We start from the raw sequence: 24,514 nt of genomic DNA, 5'->3' as shown, positions 1-24,514 counted from the left end.
ACACTGGCGCTCCCGGGACGCACGGGCAATGATCGGGTCCGTTCAACGGACCGGCGAAAGCGGAGGAAGGCAAACCCTTTTTCCCTGATCAGCCGGTGCGAACGGGGAATCGCGGATCCGTCCGACCGATGGGATCCGGTGGAGAGGGGGACCGCTCATGGCCAGATCCGGCACCGAGGGGCGGGGCGTTCTGGAGGGCGCGTTCGCGCTGATGGAAGTGCTGGCACACGCCGACGAGCTGGGCCTGACCCGGCTGGCGGCCGATGCCGAACTGCCGAAGGCCACCGCGCACCGGCTGCTGGGACAGCTGGTCGCGCTGGGTGCGGTGCAGAGCAGTGCGGGCCGCTACCGGCTCGGCCCGCGGACCTTCCGGCTGGGGGTGGGCTGGCACCCCGCGCGGGAGCTGCGTACGGCGGCGGCCCGGCCGCTGCGCGAACTGTCCTCCGCGAGCGGCGGTCTGAGCCTCAGTCTGGCGGTGCCCGAGGCCGGGCACACGATCGTCGTCGGGGGTCTGCGCGGGGAGGTGGACGAGGTCTTCCCGCTGCACCCCGGCGTGGTCCTGCCGCCGGGGAGCGCCGCCGAGCTGGTCCTCACGGCGCACGGGGCGGAGGCGCACGGGGCGGAGGCGCACGCGCCCGCGGGCTGGTCGGAGGCGGCGTGGTCCGAGGAGGCCGCGCGGATCCGGGAACGGGGGCTGGCCTTCGAGTACGGGCGCTGTGTGCGTGCGCTCTCGTGCGTGGCGGCGCCGGTGTTCTCCGCGTGCGGCAGCGTGGTCGCCGCAGTGGCGGCGACCGGTCCGGATTCCCGTCGGATCACCGCGCTCGGGGAGGCCGTGGGGCGTGCGGCGGCCGCGATCAGCGCCAACCTGTCCCGTCTGCCGACGGTGTCGGGGAAGCTGCCGGCGGTGTCGGGGAAACTCCCGGCTGTGTCGGGGAAGCTCCCGGCGGTGACGGGGAAGCTCCCGGCGGTGACGGGGAAACTCCGGCGCGAACCGTCCGCGGTCCGCGGGGGATGACCGCGGCGGTTGCCGCGGGTGTCGCGGGTGTAGCAGGTGTCGCGGGTGTGCCGGATGTGGCGAGTGCGCCGAGGACGGTGGTCATCTTCACCGCCGTCTCGGCGTGCTCGGCGTGCGGGTCGGAGCCGGGGACGATGCCGGCGCCAGCCCAGGCCGTCAGGCCGTCGGCGGACAGTTCGGCGCAGCGGAGGGCGAGGATCCAGCTGCCGTCGCCGTGGGTGTCCGTCCAGCCGAGGATGCCGGTGAAGTAGCCCCGCGGGGACGGCTCCAGTTCGCCGATGAGGCGGCGGGCCGCTTCCCGGGGCAGCCCGCACACCGCGGGCGTCGGGTGGAGCGCGGCGGCGATGCGCAGCGCGCTGGGGACGGGCCGGCGCAGGGTGGCCCGGATGAGGGTCGAGAGGTGCCAGAGCTGTGGAGTGGCCTTGAGCGCGGGGGCGGCGGGGACGTCGAGGCGTTCGCAGGAGGGCCGCAGCCGGCGGGTGATCTCGTCGACGAGCAGGGCGTGTTCCCGGCGGTCCTTCACGGAGGCGAGCAGGCTCCGGCCGGCCTGCGCGTCGGCGGCGGGCGTGGCACCCCGCGGGGCACTGCCGGCCAGCGGGTTGAGCAGGAGCCGGTCGCCGGACTTGCGCAGCAGCAGCTCGGGCGAGGCGCCGACCAGGACGCGCGGCCGCCCGTCGGCGTCCGGGGGCAGCTCCGCCCGGAACACGTAGGCGGTGGGGTGCCGGTGCAGCAGGCGGCGCCACAGGGCGGTGGCGTCGGCCGGGCCCGGACCGCCGGGCAGGTGGCAGCCGCGGGCGAGGACGACCTTGTCGAGGGCGCCCGTGCGGATGCGGTCGACGGCGGTGGAGACGGCGGCGAGGTAGCCGGGATCGTCCGGCACGTGCGTGCGGTACGGCACCGGCGGGACGGCCCCCGCGAACGCCCCGCCGAACGCCCCGGCGGATGCCGTCGCGGACGCCCCGGGCAGCGGCCGGGCCGCGGGTCCCGGCAGCGGCCGCCGGCCTAACCGCAGGGGCGCCAGGGTCAGCACGGCGGGCAGCGCGTCCTCGAACGGGAGCACGCCCACCACCGCCGTGCCGGGCCCGGCCGTCGCCAGGGCCCGTTCGGCCACGGCGGCCGCCTCCGCCCCCTGACCGGCCCCGGGCCCGACCCGCAGGGCCACCCCCGGGCCCGTACCGGCCAGGGAACCGGGTCCGGCGAGGACCCAGTGACCGGCCGGCACCGGCGGGCGGGCGTCCGCCCCGCGCGCATGAGTGCCCACTCCGTGCCTCCTGTCGCATGTCCGGGTCATCGGGGTCATCGGGGTCGTCCGGGCCGTCCGGGCCGTCCTGCCATTCGATCGGTCGTTCGCGGTCGATCGGTCGTTCCGTACGCCGTCGGATCCGCGCCCGGTCCGTCAGCCGCGCAGGGCTGCTCCGCCGTCGACGTACAGGCTGTGCAGGGTGATGTGCCGCGCCTGGTCGGAGAGCAGGAAGAGCACGGCGTCGGCGACGTCCCCGGGCTCGGCGACCCGGCCGGCGGGGATGCCGGTGCGGTACGCCGCCGGGTCGCCCCGGACGGCGGCGGCCGCGGCGTCCGGGCCGAGGCGCCCCAGCATGGGGGTGTCGGTGGTCCCCGGGCAGACCACGTTGGCGCGGATCCCGAGCGGGGCGGTCTCCAGCCCGAGGCTGAGGGTGTACGCGGCCGCGGCCGCCTTGGAGGCGGCGTAGGCGGCCATGCCGGCCCGCGGGATCCCGGCCGCGTTCGAGGCCACGGTGACGATGCCGCCCCGGCCGTGACGGGCCATCAGCGCCGCCGCGGCCTTCGACCACAGGAAGACGGCGGTGGCGTTGACGGCCATCACGGCCGCCCAGTCGGCGGGCGTGCAGGCCAGGGCGGGCCCGCAGCGCAGCACCCCGGCCACGTTGACCAGTGCCGCCACCGGCCCGAGGTCCTCCTCCACGCGCGGCAGCGTCTCCTCCGCGGCGTCGGCGGCGGTGACGTCACAGGCGTAGGAGCGCACCGGTACGCACGTCCCGTCGGTGGCCGCCGCGGCCGCCTCCAGCCGCGCGAGCCCCGCCCCGTCCCGGTCGACGGCCGCGACGCGCGCTCCGCAGCCGGCCAGTGCCCGGCACACGGCCGAGCCGATGCCGCCCGCCGCCCCGGTGACCACCACGACCCGATCCGCCAGTCCCGACAGGTGCACCGCACACCTCCGCACACCTCCGCGAGCTTCCGCGCCGCCGACAGCGCACAGTGGAGCACCCGCCGCGGGCCGCCCGACAGGGCGCACGGACGGGTCCGCCGATGCCCCGCGTGCGCCCCCGCACACACCTGGCCCCCGGCGTCGTACTCCGGTCACGGTCGGACGCGCGGGGCTGCCCGGAACCGCCGGACACCCCGCCGGCCACCCCCGCCGGCCACCTCTCCGTACACACCCCCCGTAGGGCACCCGCCCCGAGCACCCGCCGTACGCATGCAGCCGGGCGCAGGTGGCCGGACACACTCAGCCGACCCGAGGAGACCCCCCGCCCATGGCCCTGCCCCCGATCGAGCCGTACGCCCTGCCCACGGCGACGGCAACAGTCACCGGCCCCGCCCCCACCGCCACCGCCACCGGTCTGCCCGACTCGCCACTCCGGCACTGGCGGCCCGAACCGGAGCGGGCGGCCCTGCTCGTCCACGACATGCAGCGCTACTTCCTGCGCCCCTACGCAGACCGGGAACCGCTCCCCCAGGTCACCGCCAACATCGCCGCGCTCGCGGCGCACGCCCGTGCCGGCGGGATCCCCGTCGTCTACACCCGCCAGCCTCCCCGTCAGCCGACCGCGCGGCGCGGCCTGCTCGCCGATCTGTGGGGCCCGGGACCGGGCGCCCTGCCCGACGACGCCGACATCCCCGACCCGCTGCGGCCTCGGCCGGGCGACACGGTCCTCACCAAGCACCGCTACAGCGCCTTCCACGGCACCCCCCTGCTCGACCTGCTCCGGCGGGCCGGCCGTGACCAGCTGCTGGTCACCGGGGTCTACGCGCACCTCGGCTGCCTGCTGACCTGCGCCGACGCCTTCATGAACGACATCAGGCCGTTCCTCCTCGCGGACGCCACCGCCGACTTCGACCCCGGCCTGCACCGGATGGCCCTCGATTACGCCGCCGCACGCTGCGCGAAACCCACGACGACCGCACTCGCCCTCGCCGACCTCGCACCCGCTCCTCCCGGGAAGTGACGCGTAGGCGGGAGTTCCGGCACGCCCCACACCATGGGGTGGTGCCGCCCGGGAGGGCGCGCGCCGCGGCCCCGCCACGGCCTCTGGTCGGCTGGCTTCGCGGACGCTTTCGGCGCTGACAGCGGGTCGGCGTCCACAGCGGTTCACGCTCACGGCGGTTCACGCCTGCGGCGGTTCACGCTCACAGCGGTTTCCGGAGCTCCAGGAAGGAACACGGCCATGGTCGATACGGCTCTGCGGGAGAAGTACGCGCACCGTTTCCGCGTCCACGACGCGGACGGGGACGGATTCATCGGTGAGGACGACGTGGTGCGGCGCGCCGAACGCCTGGTGGCGGCCGTCGGCAACGGTTCGGCCGGCCGGCACGGCGAGGACCTGGTGGCCGCGGCACGGACCTTCCGGCGGGAACCGGCCGGCCACGCCGGTGCCGACCCTGCGGGCCGGATGGACGAGACGGCTTACGTCGGCGCACTGGAGCGGGCCCGCCGGGCGGGCACGATCGGCGAGGTGGTCGGACCGTCGGTCCGGGCCCATGTCGCCCTGGTCGACCGGGACGGCGACGGCAGGGTCGACCTGGCGGAGTTCGTCTCCGCCCAGCGCGCGGTCGGCCAGGATCCGGCCACCGCACGGGCGGCCTTCGCCGCCCTGGACCGGGACGGGGACGGGGTGGTGACCGTGGAGGAGTGGTGGCGCGGTGGAGGAGTACTACACGACCGCCGACCCGGCGGCGCCGGGCAACCCGGTCCTCGGACTCCCTGACTGAGCGTGGCGCGACGGGGGTCGGCAGGTCCGCACCCGGCCGCGCGCGTGCCGCGCGCCGATGCGCCCCTGCCACCCCCCTTGGACCACCGCCCCCGGTCGGAACACAGTGCTCGCGTCCATCGATCCGGCTCCGATCCGATCCGACTCCGATCCGATCCTCCTCCGATCCGATCCGGCCCCGGCTTCGATCCGGCCCCGGCTTCGATCCGACTCCGACCACGAGGGACAACCGTGATCCACATCAGTGAAACCCTGGTTCTGCAGACCGTCGAAGAGTTCCTGACCGACGACGACCTCGCGCGACTGCTCAAGATCATGGACACCGAGCAGGCCGCCACCGGCTGGCGGCCCCGCTTCCAGGCGGAGGTGATCCCCGCTCCGGACGCCGCCCGGGAGATCCTGCAGGCCGCGACCGTTCGCGCGCTGCCGGCGATCCGGCGGTCCATTCCCTCCGCTGCCGGGGCCGTCAAGTGGGCGTACACCGAACTCGGCCCGGGTGACCGGATCGAGACCCACCTCGACGGCATACCGCACCCCGCGCGGCCCCCGCGCCGCATCGGCCGGATCGGCGTCGTCGTCCAGGCGGCCGAGGCGGGCGGCGAGTTCTACGTCGAGACCACCTCCAGCCCCGGCGTGTGGAGCGGCCGGGAGGTCGGCGAGGGCGAGGGCTACCTCGCCGGAACCCCGCTGACCCACGTGCTGGAACACGCACCGGACCGTGCCGACCTGCACGAGACCACCCCCGAGTGGCTGGCCGGCGCCGCCCGCAGCCGCTGGACCAGCCACGCCGGGCCCGGTGTGGCCGTCGCCTACGGCGCCCAGGTCATCCACGGGGTGACACCCGTCCGTTCCGGTCGGCTCCGGAAGTTCGTCGCCAACCTCTGCGACACCCCGTAGCGGCGGCCACGCAGCGGCCACCCGGCGGCACCGCACGGGGGCGTACCCGGCCGGCCCGTCCAGGGGCGGGCCGGGTACGCCCTTTCGGTGGAACCGGAACGCCGGGCGGCAACGCGCCACCGCACCGGACGGGTCCGCACGGCGCGGGCGGCGGCCGAACCCTGGAATGCGCGCCGGTGGCGCCGTGGCGGGGCCCGGCCGCGGGCGTCAGCGTTGCGTATGGACTCGGCCGTCCCGCGTCAAGGTCCCGTCAGCGCCGGTACCGGGCGGCGCCCCCGCGGGGATAGCTTCGGTGATCCGCCCCGGTCCGCCTCCCCGCGCCCGGGGCTCCCCACACCGTGCACGGCTCCCCAGGAGGGCCCCATGTGTCTGTTCCGGTACGACGACGACCCCGAACCCGAGGAACGGGTCCCGGCCGGACTCCTGTACGTCCCGGTCCGGCCGGGAACAGCGGAGACGGTGGTGCGCATGTTCCGCACCCCGCTGGGCGCTCGCACCGCGGTCGGCTTCACCTGCCCGGACCGGCTGGCGGCCGTGCTCGGCGCGGAGCAGCCGTGGATCCGGCTCTCCGAGGCCGCGCTCCGGGCGATGACGGAGCCGCTCGGGGCGGCGCTGCTGACCGTCGACCCGACGTTCACCGCCCCCGCGGTCGCCGGGCCCGTGGCGGAACCGGCCGTCCCGGATCCCGCCCGGACCGCCGCCGTAGGGACCGGATCCGCGCGGGCCGGGGCCGAACGGGACGGCACGGTACAGGCCGGCACCGCACAGACCGGCGCCGTACAGACCGGCACCGCACAGACCGGCACCGCACGGGCGGGCACCGTACGCACCTCCGGCCCGACCAGGGCCGTCTGAGGGAGAGGGGACCACACGATGACCACCATGGTCCTGTCCGAAGCGGCGTCCGCCGCCGACGACCTCTCCGTCTGGCCCGCCTCCACCTCACGCCTCCCCCACGGCGGTCTGGCCGTCGGCGGCGTGGACCTCGCCGACCTGGCGGAGCGGTTCGACACCCCGCTCTACGTCCTGGACGAGGCCGAGGTGCGCGGGCGCTGCCGCGCGTACCGGGAGGCCTTCCCCGGGGCGGAGGTCCTGTACGCGGCGAAGGCGTTCCTCTCCCGGGCGATGGTCCGCTGGGTCCGGGAGGAGGAACTGGGCCTGGACGTCTGCTCGGCCGGGGAGCTGGAGCTGGCCGTCACGGCCGGGTTCCCGGCGGAACGGATCGTGCTGCACGGCAACGCCAAATCGCCCCGGGACCTCGGCAGCGCGCTGCGGCTGGGGGTCGGGCGGATCGTCATCGACAGCACGTCGGAGATCTCGCGGATCGCCGCCGCCGTCGGGCCGGACGGACGCCAGAAGGTGATGGTGCGGGTGGTGCCGGGCGTCTCGGCCGGCGGCCACGACAAGATCCGTACGGGGACCGAGGGCCAGAAGTTCGGCCTCTCCCTCGTGGACGGGTCCGCGCTGCACGCCGTGGCCCGGGTGCTCGCCCAGCCGCAGCTGGAGCTGACGGGGCTGCACTGCCACATCGGCTCCCAGATCACGAGCCCGAAGCCCTACCTCACGGCGCTCCGCCGGATGGTGGGGCTGATGGCCCGCATCCGCGACACCTGCGGGGTCGTGCTGCCCGAACTCGACCTGGGCGGCGGCCACGGCATCGCCTACCGGCCGGGCGAACCCGCCCTCGACCCGGCCGGGCTCGCCCGGAAGCTGCGGAGCGAGCTGGCCCGCAGCTGTGCGGCCGCCGGGATGCCGGTACCGCGGCTGGTCATCGAGCCGGGCCGCGCCGTCGTCGGGCCGGCCGGGGTCGTGGTGTACCGGGTGCTCGCCGTCAAGCAGTCCGGCGAGACGCTGTTCGTCGCCGTGGACGGTGGCATGAGCGACAACCCGCGGCCCGCCCTGTACGGCGTGCGGTACGCGCCCAGGCTGATCGGCCGGCGCCCGGCGGCCGAGCCGCGCACCTCCTTGCCCCGGACCTCCGAACACCGGCCCTCCGAACACCGGCCCTCCGATCACCGGCCCTCCGATTCCCGGCCGTCCGATCCCCGGATCTCCGCACCCCGTACCCCTGCGCCCCGTACGGCCGCCCTCCGTACGGCCACGGTCGTCGGGCGGCACTGCGAGGCGGGGGACGTGCTCGCGGCCGGGGTGGAGCTGCCCGGTGACGTCCGGCCCGGCGACCTGATCGCCGTACCGGTCGCGGGGGCGTACCAGCTGTCCATGGCCTCGGGCTACAACCTGGTGGGCCGGCCCCCGGTGGTCGCGGTCCACGAGGGCACGGCCCGGCTCCTCGTCCGGCGGGAAACCCTGGAGGACCTGCGCCACCGCGACATCGGCGGCTGACGCCTGTCCGGCCACGGTGGGCAGCCGTTGCCGCCCCGCGCGTCTCCGCCGTGCGCGGCATCGGTGATCACCGTGCGACGGCCCCTCCTCCCCCGGCCCGATCTGTGCCAGGCTCTGCCGTGTGCGGTGGCGCGCTCCCGTCGGAGGCGCAGCGCGGCGCGATCGGCGCCCGGGGGATGCGGAGGACGCGGGGAATGGAGACACGGGGGATGAAAACGCCGGGGATGGAGCTGACCGTCGGGGTGGCGGATCCCGAGGAGACCGCAGCCTTACGGGACTTCTTCCGCTGGCTGCGCAACGAGGACGAGCCGCCCGGCGAGATCGCCCTCTCCTCGGCTCCCGTACCGGGTTCCATGAGCGGCGGCCTGGACGTGATCAACGTCGTCCTCACCCATGCGGTCGGCCTGGCCAACCTGGCGCTCGTGTACGCCGGATGGCGCAGGGCGCGCCGCAGCCGGGCCGTGCTCACCTTCACCCGGGCGTCCGACGGGCTCTCCGTCACGGTGGAGGACGGCTCGGAGGAATCGGTGCAGCGGCTCCTGCGGGCCCTGTCCCCCGAGCCGGCCGCGGTGCCTCAGCCCGCCCGGCCCTCGACACCGGCACCGGCACCGGCACCGCCCGCACCCGACGGGACGACACCGGGAGCCGCGTAGCCGTGGAACTGGCCGATCCCCGAGGGTCGTACGCCGTCCTCATCGGCTCGTCGCGGTTCGACGATCCGGACCTGGAGGACCTGCCCGGCGTGGCGGGGAACCTCCGCGATCTGGGACGGTTGCTGGAGGACCCGACCGTCTGGGGCCTTCCCGCGGAACACTGCGTCCGGATCGCGGACCCGTCCTCACACGAGGTCGTCCTCGACGCGGTGCACGAGGCAGCCCGCCGGGCGACCGACTCCCTCCTCGTCTACTACGCCGGACACGGTCTGCCCGGTCCCGACGGCGACGGCCTGCTGCTGGCCCTGCGCGCCTCCGACCCCGAACGCCCTTACTCCTGGCTGGACTACCGGGGCGTGCGCCGCGAGGTGCTGGGCGCGGGACGGAAGGTCAACCGGGCGGTGATCCTGGACTGCTGCTACAGCGGGCAGGCACTGGAGGGCGGGATGAGCGGTCCCGTGACACTGGCGGAGCAGGCGCGCATCTCCGGCACGTACCTGCTCACCTCGACCTCGGCCAACGGCATGGCGCTGGCCCCACCGGGCGAGCCCCACACCGCCTTCACGGGCAGACTGATCCGCCTGCTCGACCGGGGACTTCCCGGTGCCGGACCGCTGCTCTCCGGTCCGGACCTCTACGACCACCTGCTCGGCGAGCTGCGCTCCGGCCTCCTGCCGATCCCCCAGCAGCGGCTGAGCAACACCGGGCGCACCTTCGCCTTCGCCCGCAACCGCCACGGAATGCGCAGCCCGCTCGCCCGGACCGCCCCCGCCTCCCCCGTGCGCGCCGTCCCGGAAGGGCTGCGGGAGATGCTGCGGGCACAGCCGCGGCGGATCGCGGAGCAGGCGGCGCGGTTGCGGGACGAGGCCCCCGCGACGGCCGGGGAGTTGCTGATGCTGGCCGCCGCGACGCGCCCGGCGCAGGAGGCGGCGGCGCTCGTGTGCCTGCTGCGCGGGCAGGGACGTTCCGACGAGGCGTCCTCCGTGCTGGCCACCGTAGGGGCCGGACGGTCGCCCGTCGACCTCGCCGCGTGCGTCCAGGCCCTGCACGCGATGGATGCCGACGACGATGCCGACCGGCTGCTGCGGACGATCGCGGAACGGCGCCTGCCCGAGGACATCGCGGGAACGATCGGGTGCCTGCGCGCGGACGGAGGCGGTGCGGCCGCGGGCACCGGTGTCGGGCCCGGTTCTGGTTCTGGTGCCGGTGCCGGTGCCGGTGCGGACGCCGGTCTGCTCCTGGAGTCGGTCATCCGCCGGCTCCGGACCACCGAGGAGGTCCTGGAGCTGGCCGACGCGCTCTGGTCGGCGCAGCTGGACGACGATGCCCGGCAGGTCCTGCGGGCCCCGTCGGTCTCCTCGCCCCGGGAGACGGTCCGGCTCGCGGAGGCACTCCATGCGTGCGGGCGCGTCGAGGAGGCACTGGCCCTGTACGTCCGGGTGTTCACGGTCTCCTCCCCGGAGCCCTCCGTCCTGGTCGGCATTCTGCGCGTCGCGGAGGAAGCGGGCCGTGCGGCGGAGGCCGACCGGGTCCTGGAGACCGTGGCGCAGGCGACCCCGTCGGTCCAGGGCATCGCCGACGCGTGCGATGCGTTGTGGGCCGCGGGGATGGCGGACCGGGCCGGGCGGACGCTGGCCCTGTCCGTCGGTCGTCTGACCACCGCCGATCTGATGGTGCTCGCGGACCTGCTGCACGCGGGAAGTCACACCGAGGCCGTACTGCAGCTGTTCGGACACGCGGCACCGGACAGGCCCGTTGCGGACACCGCCGTCCTGGTCGCGGCCCTGCGGACGATGGGCCGCCCACTGGACGCGAACCGGCTGTTGCAGGAGGCCGCCGCGCGACCGGCCGAGGACGTGGCCGAACTGCTGGGGAGCCTGGGCGGTGCGGGCTCGGCACGTGACCGGGAGCGCGTGTGGAACGCCGTGCCGGACGCCGTCGTGGACCGCCTGCGGCTGCTGTGCCTCCTGCGCACCGCGCGGCTGCCGTACGAAGACCTGCTGGACTCGATGGTCCGGGTGCTTCCGGAAGCCGAGTACGCCGGGGAGTTGAGCACTCTGCGCGGGCTGAGCGAGGACGAGGCGGCCGACCTGCTCCTGCACGGTCTGGTGCGAACCGCCCCGGAACGGGTGGCGAGGCTGCTGCGGCGCGCTGACGGAGGAGGGCTCGACCTGCTCGACCGGACCGTCCTGCGGGCCCTGCTCGAGGAGACCGGTGATCCGGCAGGAGACTCGGTGGCGGGGGTTGCGGACGGGGTGATCGAGCTGCTCGTGACCGGGAAGGGCCTGACCGTCGACGAGCGGGGCACCGCGATCGCCGCACTGTGCCTGGCGGGGCTGGCGCCACGGGTGGAAGAGTGGCTCGCACAGGCCACCCTGCACATACCGAGAGCGGACACCGTACAGCTGCTGGACCGTTTGCAGGAACGGGGCCTCGCCGCCGCGGCACAGACCGTCGTCCGTGGTGCCGCCTGGATGTACCCCGAGCTGTACCGGGACTTCGTCCTGGCCATCGTGCACGCAGGTCTGCGGGACCTGGCGGTGTACGCCCTGGAGTGCTATCCGCGTCAGTTCGGCCCTGCCGACCGGCAGCTGCTCGCGGAGCGAGTGGGTGTCCCGGTTCCCGGTCCGGCCGACGGTCCGGTTGCCGGGCCGCCACGGCCGGCCCGGTTCCGTGACCGTCTCCGTCGCCGGTGAGGCCGCCCTCCGCCGCGGGCAGGCTTCCGGCGGAGGGTTGAGCGTGGTGCCTCAGGTCGGTGCCTCAGCCGGGTGGTTCAGCCAGGTGGTTCAGCCGGCGTGGACGTGCGGGCGGCGGGACCGGTCGGGTTCGGCCTCGCGGATCACCTCGCGGGTGACGGGGGCGACCTCGCCCTGTCCGAAGAGGAAGAAGCGCAGGAAGTTGGCCATCGGATTCCCCTCGGTCCACTCGAAGTAGATGTGCGGGCGCTGTCCGGTCTCGTCACGGACGTGGAGCATCAGGGCCGCGAGCGCGTTGGGTATGGAGGAGGACTCCAGGGTGAGCACCCGGTACCGGTCGTGCATGACCTCGCCCCTGACCCTCAGGGCGGCTTCGAATTCCGACGGGTCCAGGACGGTGACCTCGACGAACACGAAGTCGTCGCCCGGCGGGACGTCGTTGTCGGCCCGGATCTGGTCGGTCTTCTCCCGGTACTCGGCCCGGTCGCGCTTGTCCGGCTCGTTGGCTATGAAGCGGATGGTCCGGGTGGCGGTGTCCCGGACGAACCGCTCGGCCATGTCGTCGAGTTCGACATGGGTGACGCGCAGTTCGAAGACGCGGGCGAGTCGCGAAAGCAGGGACAGGGCCATGATCCCGGCGATGAAGCAGGCACCGATCTTGACGCCGTCGGGGCGCTCGATCACGTTCACGCCCGTGGTGTAGATGAAGACGGCCGAGATGACACCGAAGGCGACGGTCCAGCCGCGCTCCCGGGCGCGGCGGGCCGCGATGGTCACGGCGACGGCCGCCGAGGTGATCAGGACGAGGACGCCGGTGGCGTACGCGCCGCCCTGCGCGTCGACGTCGGCGTTGAAGATCCAGGTCACCAGGAACGCGATCAGGGTGAACACGATCACCATGGGCCGCAGGGCGCGGGCCCAGTGCGGGGCCATGCCGTAGCGGGGCAGGTAGCGCGGCATCAGGTTGAGCAGGCCGGCCATGGCCGAGGAACCCGCGAACCAGAGGATGAGGATGGTGGAGGCGTCGTAGACGGTGCCGAAGGCGGAGCCGAGGTACTCGTGGGCGAGGTAGGCCAGGGCCCTGCCGTTCGCTTCGCCGCCCGTCTTGAACGCGTCGGCCGGGATCAGCAGGGTGGTGATGAAGCTGGAGCAGATCAGGAACACGCTCATGATCACCGCGGCGGTGGTGAGCAGCTTCTTCGTTCCCCTGATCCGGCCGGCCGGCTCGGCGGGGTCTTCGCCCCGTTCGCCCTGTACGTGGGGCATCACGGCCACGCCGGTCTCGAAGCCGGACAGGCCCAGGGCCAGTTTGGGGAAGACCACCAGGGCGATGGCGATCATCATGAAGGGGTTGCCGTGCTCGGTGGTCAGCGCGGCGGTCCAGTCGGTGACCACGTGCGGTGCGGTGGCCACCTGCCACAGTCCGACCGCGACCACGATCGCGTTCAGGAGGAGGTACGAGGCGACCAGGACCACCGCCAGGCCGATGGCCTCGCCGAACCCCTTGAGGAACACCGCGCCGAGCAGCGCGATCAGGATCAGGGTGATCAGCACCTCGTGCCCGTGCAGGGTGCCGGTCAGGTGGGGGTTCTCCACCAGGTGCGCGGTGGCGTCGGCGGCGGACAGGGTGATGGTGATCAGGAAGTCGGTGGCGGCGAACCCCAGCAGGGTCAGCACGAAGAGCTTGCCCTTCCAGAACGACAGCAGCCGCTCCAGCATGGCGATCGAACCCTCGCCGTGCGGGCTCTCCTGCGCCACCCTCCGGTAGACCGGCAGCGCGCCGAAGAGGGTCAGCAGCACCAGCACGATCGTCGCCACGGGTGACAGCAGCCCGGCCGCGAGAGCCGCGATGCCGGGCTGGTAGCCGAGGGTGGAGAAGTAGTCGAGGCCGGTCAGGCACATCACCCGGTACCAGGGCTGGCCCTGGTGTGCGGTCTCGGGCTGGTGCTGCTGTTTGTGACGGCGGTCGGTCAAGCCTTCCAGCATCCACGCGCGCAGGCGTGGGCTGCGGGCAGGGGTGGCCATCGTGGCGCTCCTGTCGTATGGCACGGATCGGGCCATCGACGTCGACGGCTGAGCCAGGTTACGCAGCCGGAAGGCATGCAATACGCCCATATGGTCGTCCGGCGAAATCCTGACGCGCCCTTAACGCCTCGCCCCGCCCGTGCCCCGCCGGCGCCCCACCAGCGCCCTGCCGGGTGTCGCCGGGCGGCTCAGCCGCCGTCGGTCTCGGAGGCCAGCGGGACCTCTCCCGCGGTCTTGCTGAAGCCGAGGGCCTCGGTGATGCGGCCGTCCGAGACCCGCATGACGTTGACTCCGCTGACCCACTGGTCGGGGCCGTCACCGAAGCGGTAGGTCCACATGATCGTGGCGCGGTCGCCCGCCACGATCACCTCGTGGGGCGTGAACTGCGTGGTGCGGTCCTCGGCGAGCGCACCCCACCACGCCTCACACGCCTCGCGCCCGACGACGCGCTCACCGCGCGGTGCGGGCTGGACGCTCTCCATGACGCAGTCCTCGGCGATCAGATCGGTCAGGAATCCGGCCTCGTGGTCGATGAACGCGCGGTTGAACAGGTCCATGACTTCAGTGGTGGTGCGTACCGACATGACGCCTCCTTGGAAGGGATAGACCGTTCGGTCTACATCTCAATAGATAGACCGGTTGATCTACCGTGTCAAGGGCTGGCACAATCTCGCCATGACCGCATCCGCCAAGCCGGGCCCCCGCGAACGGCTCGTGCTCGCCGCCCAGGAGCTGACGTACGCGCAGGGCGTCGGCGTCGGCGTGGACGCCCTGCTCAAGTCGGCCGGAGTCGCCCGCCGTTCGCTGTACGAGCACTTCGGCGGCAAGGACGGCCTCATCGCCGAGGTACTGCGCCGCAGCACCGCCGAGGACGTGGAGCAGTACCGCGTGACCATGGCCGCCGCCGGGGACGACCCCCGCGACCGGCTCCTCGCGGTCTTCGACCGCCTCGGCACGATCGCCACCGCGCCCGACTTCCACGGCTGCCGCTACCTCGCCGCCGACCTCGCCCTGACGGACCCCTCCCACCCCGGCCACGAGGTCACCCGTGCGTACCGGGACGCCGTCCACGGGCTCTTCGCCGATGAACTCACCGCCTTCGGCCACGCCCGGCCCGCGTTCGCCGCCGACCAGCTGCTCCTCGTCGTCGACGGCCTCCTCGCCGCCGGCGCGACCCGCCCCGGCAGCCGGCCCGGCGCCGCGTCCCGGGAACTGGCCGAGCACATCATCGACTCCGGGCTCGGCCGTCCGCCCGAGTGACACCCTCCCCGGTCGTCCCGGCGAGCGCCTCCGCGAAGGCCGACGCCTGCGCCGAGGACCCCGGGCGGTGCCGGATCAGCCCCAGTGCGGAGTCGGGCAGACCCCGTACCGGGACGAAGGCCAGGGAATCGCGGCCCCGGTGGTACTCGGCCGTGGACCGGCAGAGCAACATGGCGCCCCGGTTCGCCGCGACCAGGCTCAGCCCCTCCTGGAGCGTGTTGACGCCGGGCCCGGCCGGCACCGGCAGACCGCCCGGGGTCAGGCCCGGCGCCTGGGCGCGCCGCCAGTAGTCCGGGGCGGCCCCGCCGATGCCGATGAGCCGGCAGCCGGCGAGCTCCTCGGCGGACAGCGACTCCCGGGCGGCGAACGGGTGCCGCACCGACACGGCGAGGGTCTGCGGCTGCCGCGAGAACACCGGGCCGAGGACGAGGTCGTCCTCGGCCACGGGCAGCAGGACCACCGCGCAGTCCACCTCCTGGCGGCGCAGCGGCCCGAAGGGGTCGGACAGCGGGATCTCCACGATGTCGACGGCGCACTCGGGGTAGCGGTCCCCGAAGCGGGCGATGGCCCGGCCGAGATGGTCGTCCACGGTTCCCTGGAAGCCGATGCGCAGCACCCCGCCCGTGCCGCGGGCGGCGGACCTCGCCTCGTCGACGGTGGCGCACAGGGCGTCGTACGCGGGCCGCAGACCGGCGAGGAAGCTCTCGCCGAGCGGCGTCAGGGCCACGCGGCGGCTGGTGCGTTCGACGAGCGGGGCGCCGATGCGGTGCTCCAGCGACTTCAGCAGCTGGCTCACCCGGCTCTGCGAGACGTACAGCCGCTCCCCCGCCCGGCCGAAGTGCAACTCCCGGGCCAGTACCAGGAACGCCTCCAGTTCGCGTATCTCCAGACCCATGCCGTCCCCTCCGCGCGATCGAGTATCCGAATAACCGAGTGAATCGAGTGATCGAGTGATCGAGTAGCCCAGCTCATCGAAGGATGAGGGATCGGCCGTTGTTCCCGCAGGTCGGGGCGGGTTGGCTGAGGACATGGCACAGATCGAGGAGATTTCGGACACCACCGGCACACCCGGGCAGCAGCCGACGGCGCACGGATGGCCGGCCGTCGCGGCGGTCGCGAGCGCGACGTTCACCGTGGTGACGTCGGAGATGCTGCCGGTGGGCCTGCTGACGCCCATCGGCGACGCGTTGGACGTGACCGGGGGCACCGCCGGACTGACCCTGACCGTCACGGGGCTGGTGGGAGCGGTGTCGGCACCGCTGCTGACCCCGCTGCTCGGGCGGTTCGACCGGCGGACGGTGCTGTGCGCGCTGATGGCGGTGCAGGCCGTGGGCAACCTGCTCGCCGCGTGGTCGGCGGACTTCGCGGTGATGACGGCCGCCCGTGTGCTCGTCGGCATCGGCATGGGCGGTGTCTGGGCGATCGCGGCGGGGCTGGCGGTGCGGCTCGTGCCGCCGGAGTCGGTCGGGCCGGCGACCTCCCTCGTCTTCGGCGGGATCGCGGTGGCATCGGTGCTCGGCGTACCCGCGGGCACGTACGTCGGCGAACTACTCGGCTGGCGGGCGGCGTTCGTCACCGTGGGGGCGCTGGCGCTGCTGGTGCTGATCGCGCTGGCGGTGCTGCTGCCACGGCTCCCCGCCGAGCAGGAGGTACGCCTGGGTGGTGTGCTGCGGCTGTCCGGCAACCCGCGGGTGCGCAGAGGGCTGGCCGTGGTGGCCCTGCTGGTCACCGGCCACTTCGCCGCGTACACCTACGTGCGGCCCGTGCTGGAGGAGGTCTCCGGGGCGAGCGCCGGCATGATCGGCGTCCTGCTGCTGGTGTACGGACTCGCCGGTGTCGCGGGGAACTTCGCCTCCGGCGCGGGCGCCGCCCGTTCGCCGCGCGCCACCCTGCTGCTGATCAGCGCCGTCCTGGCGGTGACGGTCGCACTGGTCCCGCTGCTCGGCGGCTCCGTACCGGCCGCCGGAGTGCTGCTCGCGGTGTGGGGACTGTCGTACGGCGGTGTGTCGGTCAGCACCCAGACCTGGCTGCTGACCTCGGCGCCCGGGGCGCGGGAGGGCGTGTCCGCCCTGTTCGTCGGCGTCTTCAACGGGGCCATCGCCCTGGGATCGCTGCTGGGCGGTCTGGCGGCCGACGGCATCGGCACCACCGCCGCGCTGTGGCTGGGCGCCGGCCTGGCGGCGGCAGCCCTCACGGCGGCCGCGTCCGGCACCTCCCCGGACCGGACCCGGGCGGCCGGCACCCCGGGTGACTGACCGTCACGACCGTTCCGCAGGGCCTGGATCAGCCACGGACGTGAACGACACTCCCAGCTCGTGGCAGTATCGGCTCACGTCGGTACCTGTCGGATTCCAAGAGCATTACTCCCGCCGGGCATTGTCCAGTTCAATCGCCAGTACGGCCATCTCATACAAGTACGTGAAGTATTTTGTTGCATACGCGTCATCACCGATGAGGGGAAGGATTTCCCCCAAGAGTGGAGTGCGCACCTGCAGGACCTGCCGTCGCCAGTCATCCAGCGGCCCCGCCATGGCTGTCGATATGCACCCGGAGAGCATTGAATCCATCATCGCCATGCAATGACCATCGGGCTCACGTCGAGTAAATCCCGGCGGGAACGGCAAGGGTTCGTACTCGGCATACAGCCGTGCCAGCCGGTCCCGTTTCGTTTCCAACATGCCCTCCATTCCGCCCAACGGCTCCGGCATCGAGTGTGCCAGTGACCCAGAGCGCCCCTGCCGCTGTCGGAGCCGGCAGGGACGCCGGTCATGACGCATGGAAACCAGCTCACACCATGACCCGTAACATGCTACTTATACCAGAAGGTCAGGACTTTCCCGTCGGGGCTCAGCCAACCGCCCGGACCGCCGCCCTCAGCCGTACTCGTGTATTTCACGGCAAACCGACCGTCATCCCAACGCTCACCAACCTGGGTATACCCCCGGCCCCCAGGTTTCGACGCGGCCCATTCCCGCGCATCCCGCATGTATTCCTCGGGTGTTTTTCCGTAGGGAACCCCATGCTTTTTATAGTGCACCTCGAAGGTCTCCGCAGTGGTGGAACGAGTTCCACGATCCCAGACTTCGTCAAGCTCCTTGGGGCAGATGTCATTGTGAACCAGTACTGCCGCACGGCCCGCCAGGACGAAGTACGTGTGCAGGTCCGCAACCGTCAGGTTGTACGCCGGCTGGAGCTTCTCCCAATGTGTGACCTGGGCGATCTCCACAGATGAGCCGTCTGCGGTCCGGAGGGCGTCGCCTGCCTCGAGCTTTCCCGCATCGGTCCAGCTCTGCGTCCGGGGAGTCCAGAACGGGTGGTGGTCCGTGGCCGCCAGCGTGCCTCGGCCACTCGGCCCGTCGAGCGTGATCCCCGTGAATTCCCGGTCGTCCGGCGTATAGATCGTCGCATCCACACGACGCGGACCGGAAATACCGGAGAGGGGATCAGCGGCCTGAACCAGGTCGCCGGTCTTCACCTTCTCGATGGGGCGTTTGGATCCGTCTCCCATGAGCACCTGGGTGCCGGCCGGGAAGCTGTGTTTGGGGCTACAGGGGCTCCGCTTGAAGATCTTCCCGATCGCCTCGAACATCGGCTCAAACTTCACGCCGAACTTGTTCGCCCACCTCGCGCTCTTGAAGGGAACCGCGAGCCAGCCGACCACCGGAAGCATCGAGGCACAGGAGAGCAATGCATCCTTCCATACATCCTTCTCACCGATGCCATATTTGCTCGCGAGATTGGACTCGACACCGTAAGCGATGCAGTTGATCGCGTCAGCAGGCTCTCCGAACACGGGAATCAGACCGAGTTCATCCAGCTTGAGGTGAATCCAGTCCTTCTTGCTCATGCCCGGAGGAATCTCATCGCCCGCGAGCGCCTCGAGCCAGAAGAGGATCTTCTCCGATTCCGTTGAGGTGCCGTCGGCCTTGAGTGATTCTTCCTGTGCCGATGTCTGCTGATCCAGACGGTCTTGCAGTTCCTTGGTGTAACGCTCCGTCTGGTAGCGCACCACGGTGCTGCGGTGTACCACGTACGCCTCGAGTGCGCTCTTGCCCGCGTTGACGGCGGACTGACGCGCCTGTTCCGCGGCCTGGAACGCACTCGCGGCGTAGCCCTGGGCCGCGATGTAGCCGGCCTGGGCCGCCGTCGCAGAGTTCGCGGCGTTCCGGGCGCTGTTCTCGGCCTGGGCCGCGGCCTTGCGTGCGGTGGCCGCGGAGGCGACCGCGGCCTTGGCCGAGGTGTTCGCGCGGTCGGCTGCTTCCTTCGCCTTCGCCGCGTGGCCGGCTGCCTGGTTGGCGTAGTCGGCAGCAGTCCGAGCGTGGTCGGCGGCCTGGTCGGAATACCCTTGGGCAGCCGCTGCGGCTTGGGCCGCTCCGTAGGCGGCCTCGTAGGCGCGGGCGGCCGTGGAACCGGCCGTGGCGATGATGCTCTGGATCTGGTCGACATGGGCAGCGTTCAGCTGGTCGCGGCGCTTCGCCTTGTACTGACCCGATTCGATGAAGCCGACCAGGTGGGTGTCGGCGCTGGCGAGGGCCGCTTCGGCCGCTGCCTTGACTTCCGGTCCGCCGCCCTGCGCCTGCTTCGCACCTTCGACGCGGTAGTCCTCGATCCGCGCCTGGTACTGGGTCTTGGTGAGGAAGCGATCGAGGGCCTTGGGGTCGGGGTCGTCGAGCGCCTTCTTCGCAGCTTCCTTGACTCCGTTTCCGCCGGCCTCGCTGATGCGGGCGACCTCGATGCGGTTGTCGGGGGCCGCCACCTGATACTGGCCACTGGTCAGGAAGGCATGGATGTCGACCGTGCTGCCCTTGAGCGCGTTGGCCGCCGCCGTGCGGACGGCCTCGTGGGGAGACTGCTTCGCGATGACGTTGACGGTCTCGCGTTCGTCTTCCTCCCCGGCCTGCTTCCAGCCGGTGCGGGCATAGGCGATGACGGCCTCGTCCTTGCCGCCGAGTGCCACTTCGGCTGCGGCCCGGCTCCAGGGACCGCGGATCTGCAGGGCCGTCAGAGCCATCCTCCGGCCGGCGGCGGCAATCTGCGCGGGCTGCGTTTCGGGCTTGGTGGCCTCGGCCGCGAGCGCGTCGAAGTCCACCTGCAGCTTGGCCGCGTCCTTGTTCAGGCGCTCGATCTCCGCCTTGGCCGCGTCGGCGACGTCCTTCGCATCCCTGGCCTCGTTGACCATCAGGGCCGTACGCGTGGCGATCTCGTCCGCCTCGCCCTTGCGGGTCGTCGTCTGGATGGTCTGGGCCTTCTCGACCGCCGCGCCGGCCGCCTGGGCGGCTTTGAGCGCTTCGTCCGCGTTGATCTTCGCCTGGTGGGCCGCGGCCTGTGCGTCGCCGGCGTGATCGGCAGCCTTACGCGCCGCTTCTGCCGCTCTGCGGGCGTGAGAAGCAGCCGAGCGGGCGGCATCTCGCGCCTCGGTCGCTGCCTGCACGGCGTCCGTCGCGTGGGCCTGCGCCGCCAAGGCGGCACGTTTGGCCTCGTCCGCGTGACGACGCGCCGCAGCAGCCGCAGCCCTGGCCTGCGCGGCGCTCGCACCGGCCTGGGTCATCGCACCGGCGGCTTCGTCCGCGCTCTTCGCTGCGGACTTCATGTCCTCGATCGCGCCCAGGGCGGCGGACAGCGATTTACTGGCCGCGATCGCCGTCTTCACCATCGCGTCAAGCGTGTTGGCGATCTTCTCTGCGTTCTCGGCGGCCTCCAGCGCAGCGGCTGCCGCCTTCTCGTTGACCTTGCCGGAGGCTGCGGCCTTCCACGCATCGCTCGCCTTCTCGGACGCGAGCAGTGCCGCGGCAGAGGCGTTGGCAGCGGCGGTCGCCGCTGTCTGAGCCGCCGCGTTGGCCGCACGGGCGGCGGCGATGGCGGTCCTGGCCGCCGAAGCGGCCCGGCGGCTGGATTCTGCCGCTCGACGGGCCGCGTCCTGCGCCCTGGCCGCGTCGTCCTTCGCGGCCAGCGTTTCGGCAGCGGCCGTTGCGGCCTCCTTCTTCGCCAGCTCGGCCGCGTCCTTGGCCTTCTTGGCGTTCTCCTCGGCACTCTGCCGTGCCTTGTCGGCGGCGGCAGCCGCGTCGGTGGTCTGCTTCGCGAGGTCACTGACGCCGGCGAACTCCTGGTCCTGGGCACGGGCGATGTGCTGCCCGTAGGCGAGGAAATCGCGCACCTCGTCGATGCCCGCGTTCAGGGCAGCGGTCGCGGCCCGCTTGGTGGCGGGGCCCCCTGCTGCCTCGAGCTGCGCGACGCGCACGCGGGCGTCTTCGTCGCGCTGCTTGTACTGGCCCTCGCCGAGGAAGGCCCGGACGTCCTCGATGCTTCCGTTCATCGCGGAGTCGCCGGCCTCGCGCACACCCGCGCCACCGGCTTCGGTGGCACGCGCGGCGGCAACACGCTGGTCGTCCTCCAGTGGCCGCTTCCAGCCGTCCTTCATGAACGCCGCGAGCTGCTCCGGCGTACCCCGCAGGGCCGCGGCCGCGGCTTCACTCACGCCCGGCCCGGCTTCCGTGACGAGCGTGAGCGCGGCTTGGCGCAGGTCCAGTTCCTCCGCCGCCTGCCGGCCTGCGGCCAGGTACTGGCGGATCTGCTCGTCCGTACCGACCAGAGCGGTTCCGGCAGCGGCCCTGACCGCCGGGCCCCCCGACTGCCACTGCTGCAGTACCTGTTGACGGTCCGAGACCGGGGGCACGGGCGGGTCTTCGGCAGCAGCCGGCGCCGCCGATATGAGGGTGGCGAGCAGGGCCATGGGGAGCACACCGCGGGCCGGTCTGCCGGCCACCCGGATTCCCCTTCCCCGGGCCCAACGGCCGTAATGTGGACGCACGAAATCTTTCCCCTCCGTCTGCCGGTACCCGCCGGGGACCGGCCTGGGTGAATCCGGTTGAACCGGCCGTGATTCCGAGTGCCTGCCGGCCGGATCGGTTGATGACCGCGCAGGAACCGTGCCGTTCCCGCGCGGAGCCGCGTAGGACGTGCAGGCACTGCCAGGGCGGTCCTCTGGCACAGCTCCCTCCCCGTCCGAGAGGACCGTACGGGGTAACTTCCGCGAATACAACTGGCATTGATTCTTCAGCAACTGTGGTTGATACGCGGGCCGTCGGCGGTTACCGTCTCCTCGCGGAAGGACACACGAGCGCCGGCATCGAGGGAGGGGCCCACGTGAGTGCAGCGCCGTTCCCGGAGCCGGTCGACCCGGCCTTGCGCACCCCTTTGTCCGGACCGGGCGGGCAGGGCTTGAGAAGGTCATGCGGAGCGAAGTCGAGGGCAGCCTCGCCTTCGTCTCCGTCCTCGGCACAGCCGAGGCGGAAGCATCGCTTCGCGGGGATCCACTGCCGCGCGGTCCGGACTCGCCCGCACATCCCTGGACAGGCCGCGCAAGGCCCCCGAACCGCCGGAAGGCACGGCGACGCGGTCCGCCCGACCCTTCGTACCCACACTCGTGTCCCTGTTCCCCCGGGTTTCCGGCACGGGCTGAAAGTCCCCGCCTCACCCATCTCATGTGGGTGACAAGACGAAAGCGACTCCATGGCATTGCGCACACGCTGGTGGCTGCCCACGGCCACCGCGACCGCGGCGGTCCTCCTCGGTACCGTGACCCCACTGGCCTCGGCCGTCGGCGAGCCTCCTGCCAACGCCGGCGCCCCCTACACCGTCGAGGACGGCGCCTACCCCTACCGCGGTGATGTCCTCGGAGCCACCGGCGCCGACCTGATCGCGGGTGACGGCAACATCACCTTCGCCCCGTGTAGCGGTCCGTACCAGATCAAGGTGTGGGCCCGGAACCTCAACACCAATGAATCCAGAATCTGCTTCAAGGCCAACAACACGGGCTACCTCTCCGTCAACATCCCGCGTGCATACCGGGTCGAGACCATCGACCGGGACATCAAGGCCAGCATCACCATCGACAACGCCACGCAGACCCTCGATGTCCCCGAGGACACCGCGAGAGGGTTCGGCGAGGCCGACCCCGTCAACCCCAGGCAAGCCGTCCTGCTCGAGATGCGCATCACCGGCTCCTCCGGCCCGCGCCAGGCGGGCCAACCCGTCGATGACACTCTGCTCAAGTTCAACGCGAAGCTGAACATCGGCGACGGGAAGCGTTCCTGCTCCGGCGCGCTGGTGGACCCCCACTGGATCCTCACGGCCAAGAGCTGCTTCGCCGACGACCCCGCCCAGAGCAACACGGTCGAGGCAGGAGCCCCCAAGACCAAGACCACGGCGTCGGTGGGCAAGTTCTGGGTCAACTCGGGAAGCGGCTTCCACGCCGACATCACCGAGCTGATGCCCCACTCGGACCGCGACCTGGTCATGGCCCGACTGTCACAGCCCGCCACCGACATCACTCCCGTTGCCGTCGCCTCGGCCGCCCCCGCCTCGGGTCAGGAACTGAACGTCGTCGGCTACGGGCGCACCAAGGACGACTGGGGTCCCGTCGACCGCCACAGCGCCGCCTTCAGCATCGGCACCGCCACCACGACCGGCTTCGACCTCGAAGCCAAGAGCCCCGCCGACGCCACCGTCTGCAAGGGCGATGCCGGCGCTCCGGCGCTGCGGATGGTGAACGGCAAGCCGGAACTGGTGGGCCTGGTGAGCCGCGCGTTCCAGGGCGGCTGCTACGGGACGCCGTCCACGGAGACCCGCACCGGCGCGTTCGGCACGCGGGTCGACGACCTCACCGACTGGGTGCAGCGCGTGCGTGCCCTGTCCCCGGGCTGGCGGACCCAGGCCCTGATCCAGTCGGGCAGCAGCCTCTACCAGGGCATCCGTCTGGCCGACGGTTCCTGGACCGGTTTCAACGACATCCAGGCCGAGGCGGCCGCCGGCAGCATCGGCGGCATCCGCAACTCGGCCGTCGTCGGCATGAACGGCGACAGCCACGTCCTGGCCGTCAGCAACAGCGGCGGACTGTTCCACACCATCCGCAAGCAGGACGGCACCTGGCTCAAGTTCGGTGACGTCTTCGGCGTGGCCGGCACCCTGGGCAACCTGTCCGGCGTCACCGCCACCAATATCGGCTACGACCTGCACGTCGTCGCCGTCGCCGACGGCAAGGCGCTCCACACCGTCCGCAACGCCGCCGGCCAGTGGACGCCGTTCAAGGACATCACCTCCGGCAAGGTCGCCAACGTGACCGCCGCGGCCACCGCCGTCGTCCGCGGCGAGCTGCAGGTCACCACCGTCAGCGGCGGCAAGGCCTACCACACCATCCGCCAGGGCAACGGCAACTGGCTGGCCTGGGGCGACGTCGCCGGAGCCGCCGGAGCCACCGGCCCCATCTCCTCCATCAGCACCACCGGCGCCGGCGACGAGACCCACATCGTCATCGCCACCGACAACGGCACCCGCCAGTACCACGCCGTCCGCAACTTCAACGGCAACTGGACCCCGCTGACCGAGATCAAGAGCATCGTCGGCACCGTCACCGCCAAGTCCGTGGCCACCGCCAACGTCAACGGCGAAGTCCAGGTGGCCCTCACCACCACCGACGGCAAACTCCTCCACACCACCCGCCACACCGACCGCACCTGGACCGCCACCACGACCGTCCCGGTCCAGGGTCTGCCCGCGGCCCCCGGCCACCTCGCCCTCACCGGCACCTGGAACGGCTGACCCCCATCCCGCAAGGGTGCCGGGAGTACGACGGGTGATACCGACTACTCCCTGACTCGA

Annotated in this window: 17 protein-coding genes and 1 pseudogene; 11 read left to right on the top strand and 7 right to left on the bottom strand. The window is 72.5% G+C overall.

Annotation, left to right across the window (positions count from 1 at the left end; genetic code table 11):
• Positions 1-157 precede the first annotated feature (157 nt).
• Positions 158-1,015: a helix-turn-helix domain-containing protein gene (locus AB0O36_RS02715; RefSeq protein WP_365103042.1), complete on the top strand. Its 858-nt coding sequence runs from the start codon at positions 158-160 to the stop codon at positions 1,013-1,015.
• 76 nt (positions 1,016-1,091) lie between these two features.
• On the opposite strand, the pseudogene AB0O36_RS02710 reads toward AB0O36_RS02715, so the two are convergent.
• Positions 1,092-2,306: pseudogene (locus tag AB0O36_RS02710) on the bottom strand (isochorismate synthase); the annotation flags it as partial.
• Positions 2,307-2,411: 105 nt separating this feature from the next.
• On the bottom strand, positions 2,412-3,200 hold the full coding sequence (locus tag AB0O36_RS02705; RefSeq protein WP_365103039.1) for an SDR family oxidoreductase: 789 nt from the start codon (positions 3,198-3,200) through the stop codon (positions 2,412-2,414).
• A 328-nt stretch (positions 3,201-3,528) separates the two neighbouring features.
• Here AB0O36_RS02705 and AB0O36_RS02700 point away from each other — a divergent pair, with 328 nt between their 5' ends.
• The 7 genes from AB0O36_RS02700 to AB0O36_RS02670 all read left to right on the top strand — a co-directional run bounded on the left by AB0O36_RS02700 (position 3,529) and on the right by AB0O36_RS02670 (position 11,572).
• On the top strand, positions 3,529-4,221 hold the full coding sequence (locus AB0O36_RS02700; protein WP_365103036.1) for an isochorismatase family protein: 693 nt from the start codon (positions 3,529-3,531) through the stop codon (positions 4,219-4,221).
• 219 nt (positions 4,222-4,440) lie between these two features.
• Positions 4,441-4,980, top strand: coding sequence for an EF-hand domain-containing protein (locus AB0O36_RS02695; protein ID WP_365103033.1), 540 nt, complete (start codon positions 4,441-4,443; stop codon positions 4,978-4,980).
• A 234-nt stretch (positions 4,981-5,214) separates the two neighbouring features.
• Positions 5,215-5,880: a hypothetical protein gene (locus tag AB0O36_RS02690; protein WP_365103030.1), complete on the top strand. Its 666-nt coding sequence runs from the start codon at positions 5,215-5,217 to the stop codon at positions 5,878-5,880.
• A 363-nt stretch (positions 5,881-6,243) separates the two neighbouring features.
• The gene (locus AB0O36_RS02685) at positions 6,244-6,735 is read left to right on the top strand and encodes an SAV_915 family protein (RefSeq protein ID WP_365103027.1); all 492 of its coding nucleotides are present in this window, start codon (positions 6,244-6,246) and stop codon (positions 6,733-6,735) included.
• A gap of 18 nt (positions 6,736-6,753) precedes the next feature.
• On the top strand, positions 6,754-8,223 hold the full coding sequence (gene lysA, locus AB0O36_RS02680) for a diaminopimelate decarboxylase (RefSeq protein WP_365103025.1): 1,470 nt from the start codon (positions 6,754-6,756) through the stop codon (positions 8,221-8,223).
• Positions 8,224-8,432: 209 nt separating this feature from the next.
• Positions 8,433-8,876: a hypothetical protein gene (locus tag AB0O36_RS02675; RefSeq protein WP_365103023.1), complete on the top strand. Its 444-nt coding sequence runs from the start codon at positions 8,433-8,435 to the stop codon at positions 8,874-8,876.
• A gap of 2 nt (positions 8,877-8,878) precedes the next feature.
• Complete coding sequence (locus tag AB0O36_RS02670) at positions 8,879-11,572, top strand: caspase family protein (protein WP_365103020.1); 2,694 nt, start codon at positions 8,879-8,881, stop codon at positions 11,570-11,572.
• Between the two features lie 90 nt (positions 11,573-11,662).
• On the opposite strand, the gene AB0O36_RS02665 is transcribed toward AB0O36_RS02670, so the two are convergent.
• Positions 11,663-13,597 carry an amino acid transporter gene (locus AB0O36_RS02665; protein ID WP_365103017.1) on the bottom strand — a complete coding sequence of 645 codons (1,935 nt, stop codon included), beginning with the start codon at positions 13,595-13,597 and terminating at the stop codon, positions 11,663-11,665.
• Between the two features lie 188 nt (positions 13,598-13,785).
• Positions 13,786-14,181, bottom strand: coding sequence for a nuclear transport factor 2 family protein (locus AB0O36_RS02660; RefSeq protein ID WP_365103014.1), 396 nt, complete (start codon positions 14,179-14,181; stop codon positions 13,786-13,788).
• Positions 14,182-14,272: 91 nt separating this feature from the next.
• On the opposite strand from AB0O36_RS02660, the gene AB0O36_RS02655 reads away from it, so the two are divergent.
• Complete coding sequence (locus AB0O36_RS02655; RefSeq protein ID WP_365103012.1) at positions 14,273-14,857, top strand: TetR/AcrR family transcriptional regulator; 585 nt, start codon at positions 14,273-14,275, stop codon at positions 14,855-14,857.
• Here the strand turns inward: AB0O36_RS02655 and AB0O36_RS02650 are convergent.
• Positions 14,823-15,752, bottom strand: coding sequence for a LysR family transcriptional regulator (locus tag AB0O36_RS02650; protein ID WP_365103009.1), 930 nt, complete (start codon positions 15,750-15,752; stop codon positions 14,823-14,825). The two genes, AB0O36_RS02655 and AB0O36_RS02650, sit on opposite strands and share 35 nt — an antisense overlap.
• A gap of 133 nt (positions 15,753-15,885) precedes the next feature.
• On the opposite strand from AB0O36_RS02650, the gene AB0O36_RS02645 reads away from it, so the two are divergent.
• Complete coding sequence (locus tag AB0O36_RS02645) at positions 15,886-17,112, top strand: MFS transporter (protein WP_365103006.1); 1,227 nt, start codon at positions 15,886-15,888, stop codon at positions 17,110-17,112.
• Between the two features lie 105 nt (positions 17,113-17,217).
• On the opposite strand, the gene AB0O36_RS02640 is transcribed toward AB0O36_RS02645, so the two are convergent.
• Together AB0O36_RS02640 and AB0O36_RS02635 are read right to left on the bottom strand one after the other, a co-directional pair.
• Positions 17,218-17,535: a hypothetical protein gene (locus AB0O36_RS02640; protein ID WP_365103003.1), complete on the bottom strand. Its 318-nt coding sequence runs from the start codon at positions 17,533-17,535 to the stop codon at positions 17,218-17,220.
• Positions 17,536-17,666: 131 nt separating this feature from the next.
• Positions 17,667-21,587, bottom strand: coding sequence for a polymorphic toxin-type HINT domain-containing protein (locus tag AB0O36_RS02635; protein WP_365103000.1), 3,921 nt, complete (start codon positions 21,585-21,587; stop codon positions 17,667-17,669).
• 779 nt (positions 21,588-22,366) lie between these two features.
• Between AB0O36_RS02635 and AB0O36_RS02630 the strand changes: the two genes are divergently transcribed.
• Positions 22,367-24,454 carry a S1 family peptidase gene (locus AB0O36_RS02630; RefSeq protein ID WP_365102998.1) on the top strand — a complete coding sequence of 696 codons (2,088 nt, stop codon included), beginning with the start codon at positions 22,367-22,369 and terminating at the stop codon, positions 24,452-24,454.
• Positions 24,455-24,514: the final 60 nt, after the last annotated feature.

The organism is Streptomyces sp. NPDC089799, from assembly GCF_040684755.1.
In the GTDB taxonomy this organism is placed as follows: Bacteria; Actinomycetota; Actinomycetes; order Streptomycetales; family Streptomycetaceae; genus Streptomyces.
This window is presented reverse-complemented; position numbering and strand designations above follow the sequence as displayed.

Excerpts from the sequence above, each read along its gene's own strand:
- AB0O36_RS02715 (WP_365103042.1), top strand. The coding sequence starts at position 158 with ATGGCCAGATCCGGCACCGAGGGGCGGGGCGTTCTGGAGGGCGCGTTC.
- AB0O36_RS02700 (WP_365103036.1), top strand. The coding sequence starts at position 3,529 with ATGGCCCTGCCCCCGATCGAGCCGTACGCCCTGCCCACGGCGACGGCA.
- AB0O36_RS02695 (WP_365103033.1), top strand. The coding sequence starts at position 4,441 with ATGGTCGATACGGCTCTGCGGGAGAAGTACGCGCACCGTTTCCGCGTC.
- AB0O36_RS02685 (WP_365103027.1), top strand. The coding sequence starts at position 6,244 with ATGTGTCTGTTCCGGTACGACGACGACCCCGAACCCGAGGAACGGGTC.
- lysA (WP_365103025.1), top strand. The coding sequence starts at position 6,754 with ATGACCACCATGGTCCTGTCCGAAGCGGCGTCCGCCGCCGACGACCTC.
- AB0O36_RS02675 (WP_365103023.1), top strand. The coding sequence starts at position 8,433 with ATGAAAACGCCGGGGATGGAGCTGACCGTCGGGGTGGCGGATCCCGAG.
- AB0O36_RS02665 (WP_365103017.1), bottom strand. The coding sequence starts at position 13,597 with ATGGCCACCCCTGCCCGCAGCCCACGCCTGCGCGCGTGGATGCTGGAA.
- AB0O36_RS02660 (WP_365103014.1), bottom strand. The coding sequence starts at position 14,181 with ATGTCGGTACGCACCACCACTGAAGTCATGGACCTGTTCAACCGCGCG.
- AB0O36_RS02655 (WP_365103012.1), top strand. The coding sequence starts at position 14,273 with ATGACCGCATCCGCCAAGCCGGGCCCCCGCGAACGGCTCGTGCTCGCC.
- AB0O36_RS02650 (WP_365103009.1), bottom strand. The coding sequence starts at position 15,752 with ATGGGTCTGGAGATACGCGAACTGGAGGCGTTCCTGGTACTGGCCCGG.
- AB0O36_RS02645 (WP_365103006.1), top strand. The coding sequence starts at position 15,886 with ATGGCACAGATCGAGGAGATTTCGGACACCACCGGCACACCCGGGCAG.
- AB0O36_RS02640 (WP_365103003.1), bottom strand. The coding sequence starts at position 17,535 with ATGTTGGAAACGAAACGGGACCGGCTGGCACGGCTGTATGCCGAGTAC.
- AB0O36_RS02635 (WP_365103000.1), bottom strand. The coding sequence starts at position 21,587 with ATGGCCCTGCTCGCCACCCTCATATCGGCGGCGCCGGCTGCTGCCGAA.
- AB0O36_RS02630 (WP_365102998.1), top strand. The coding sequence starts at position 22,367 with ATGGCATTGCGCACACGCTGGTGGCTGCCCACGGCCACCGCGACCGCG.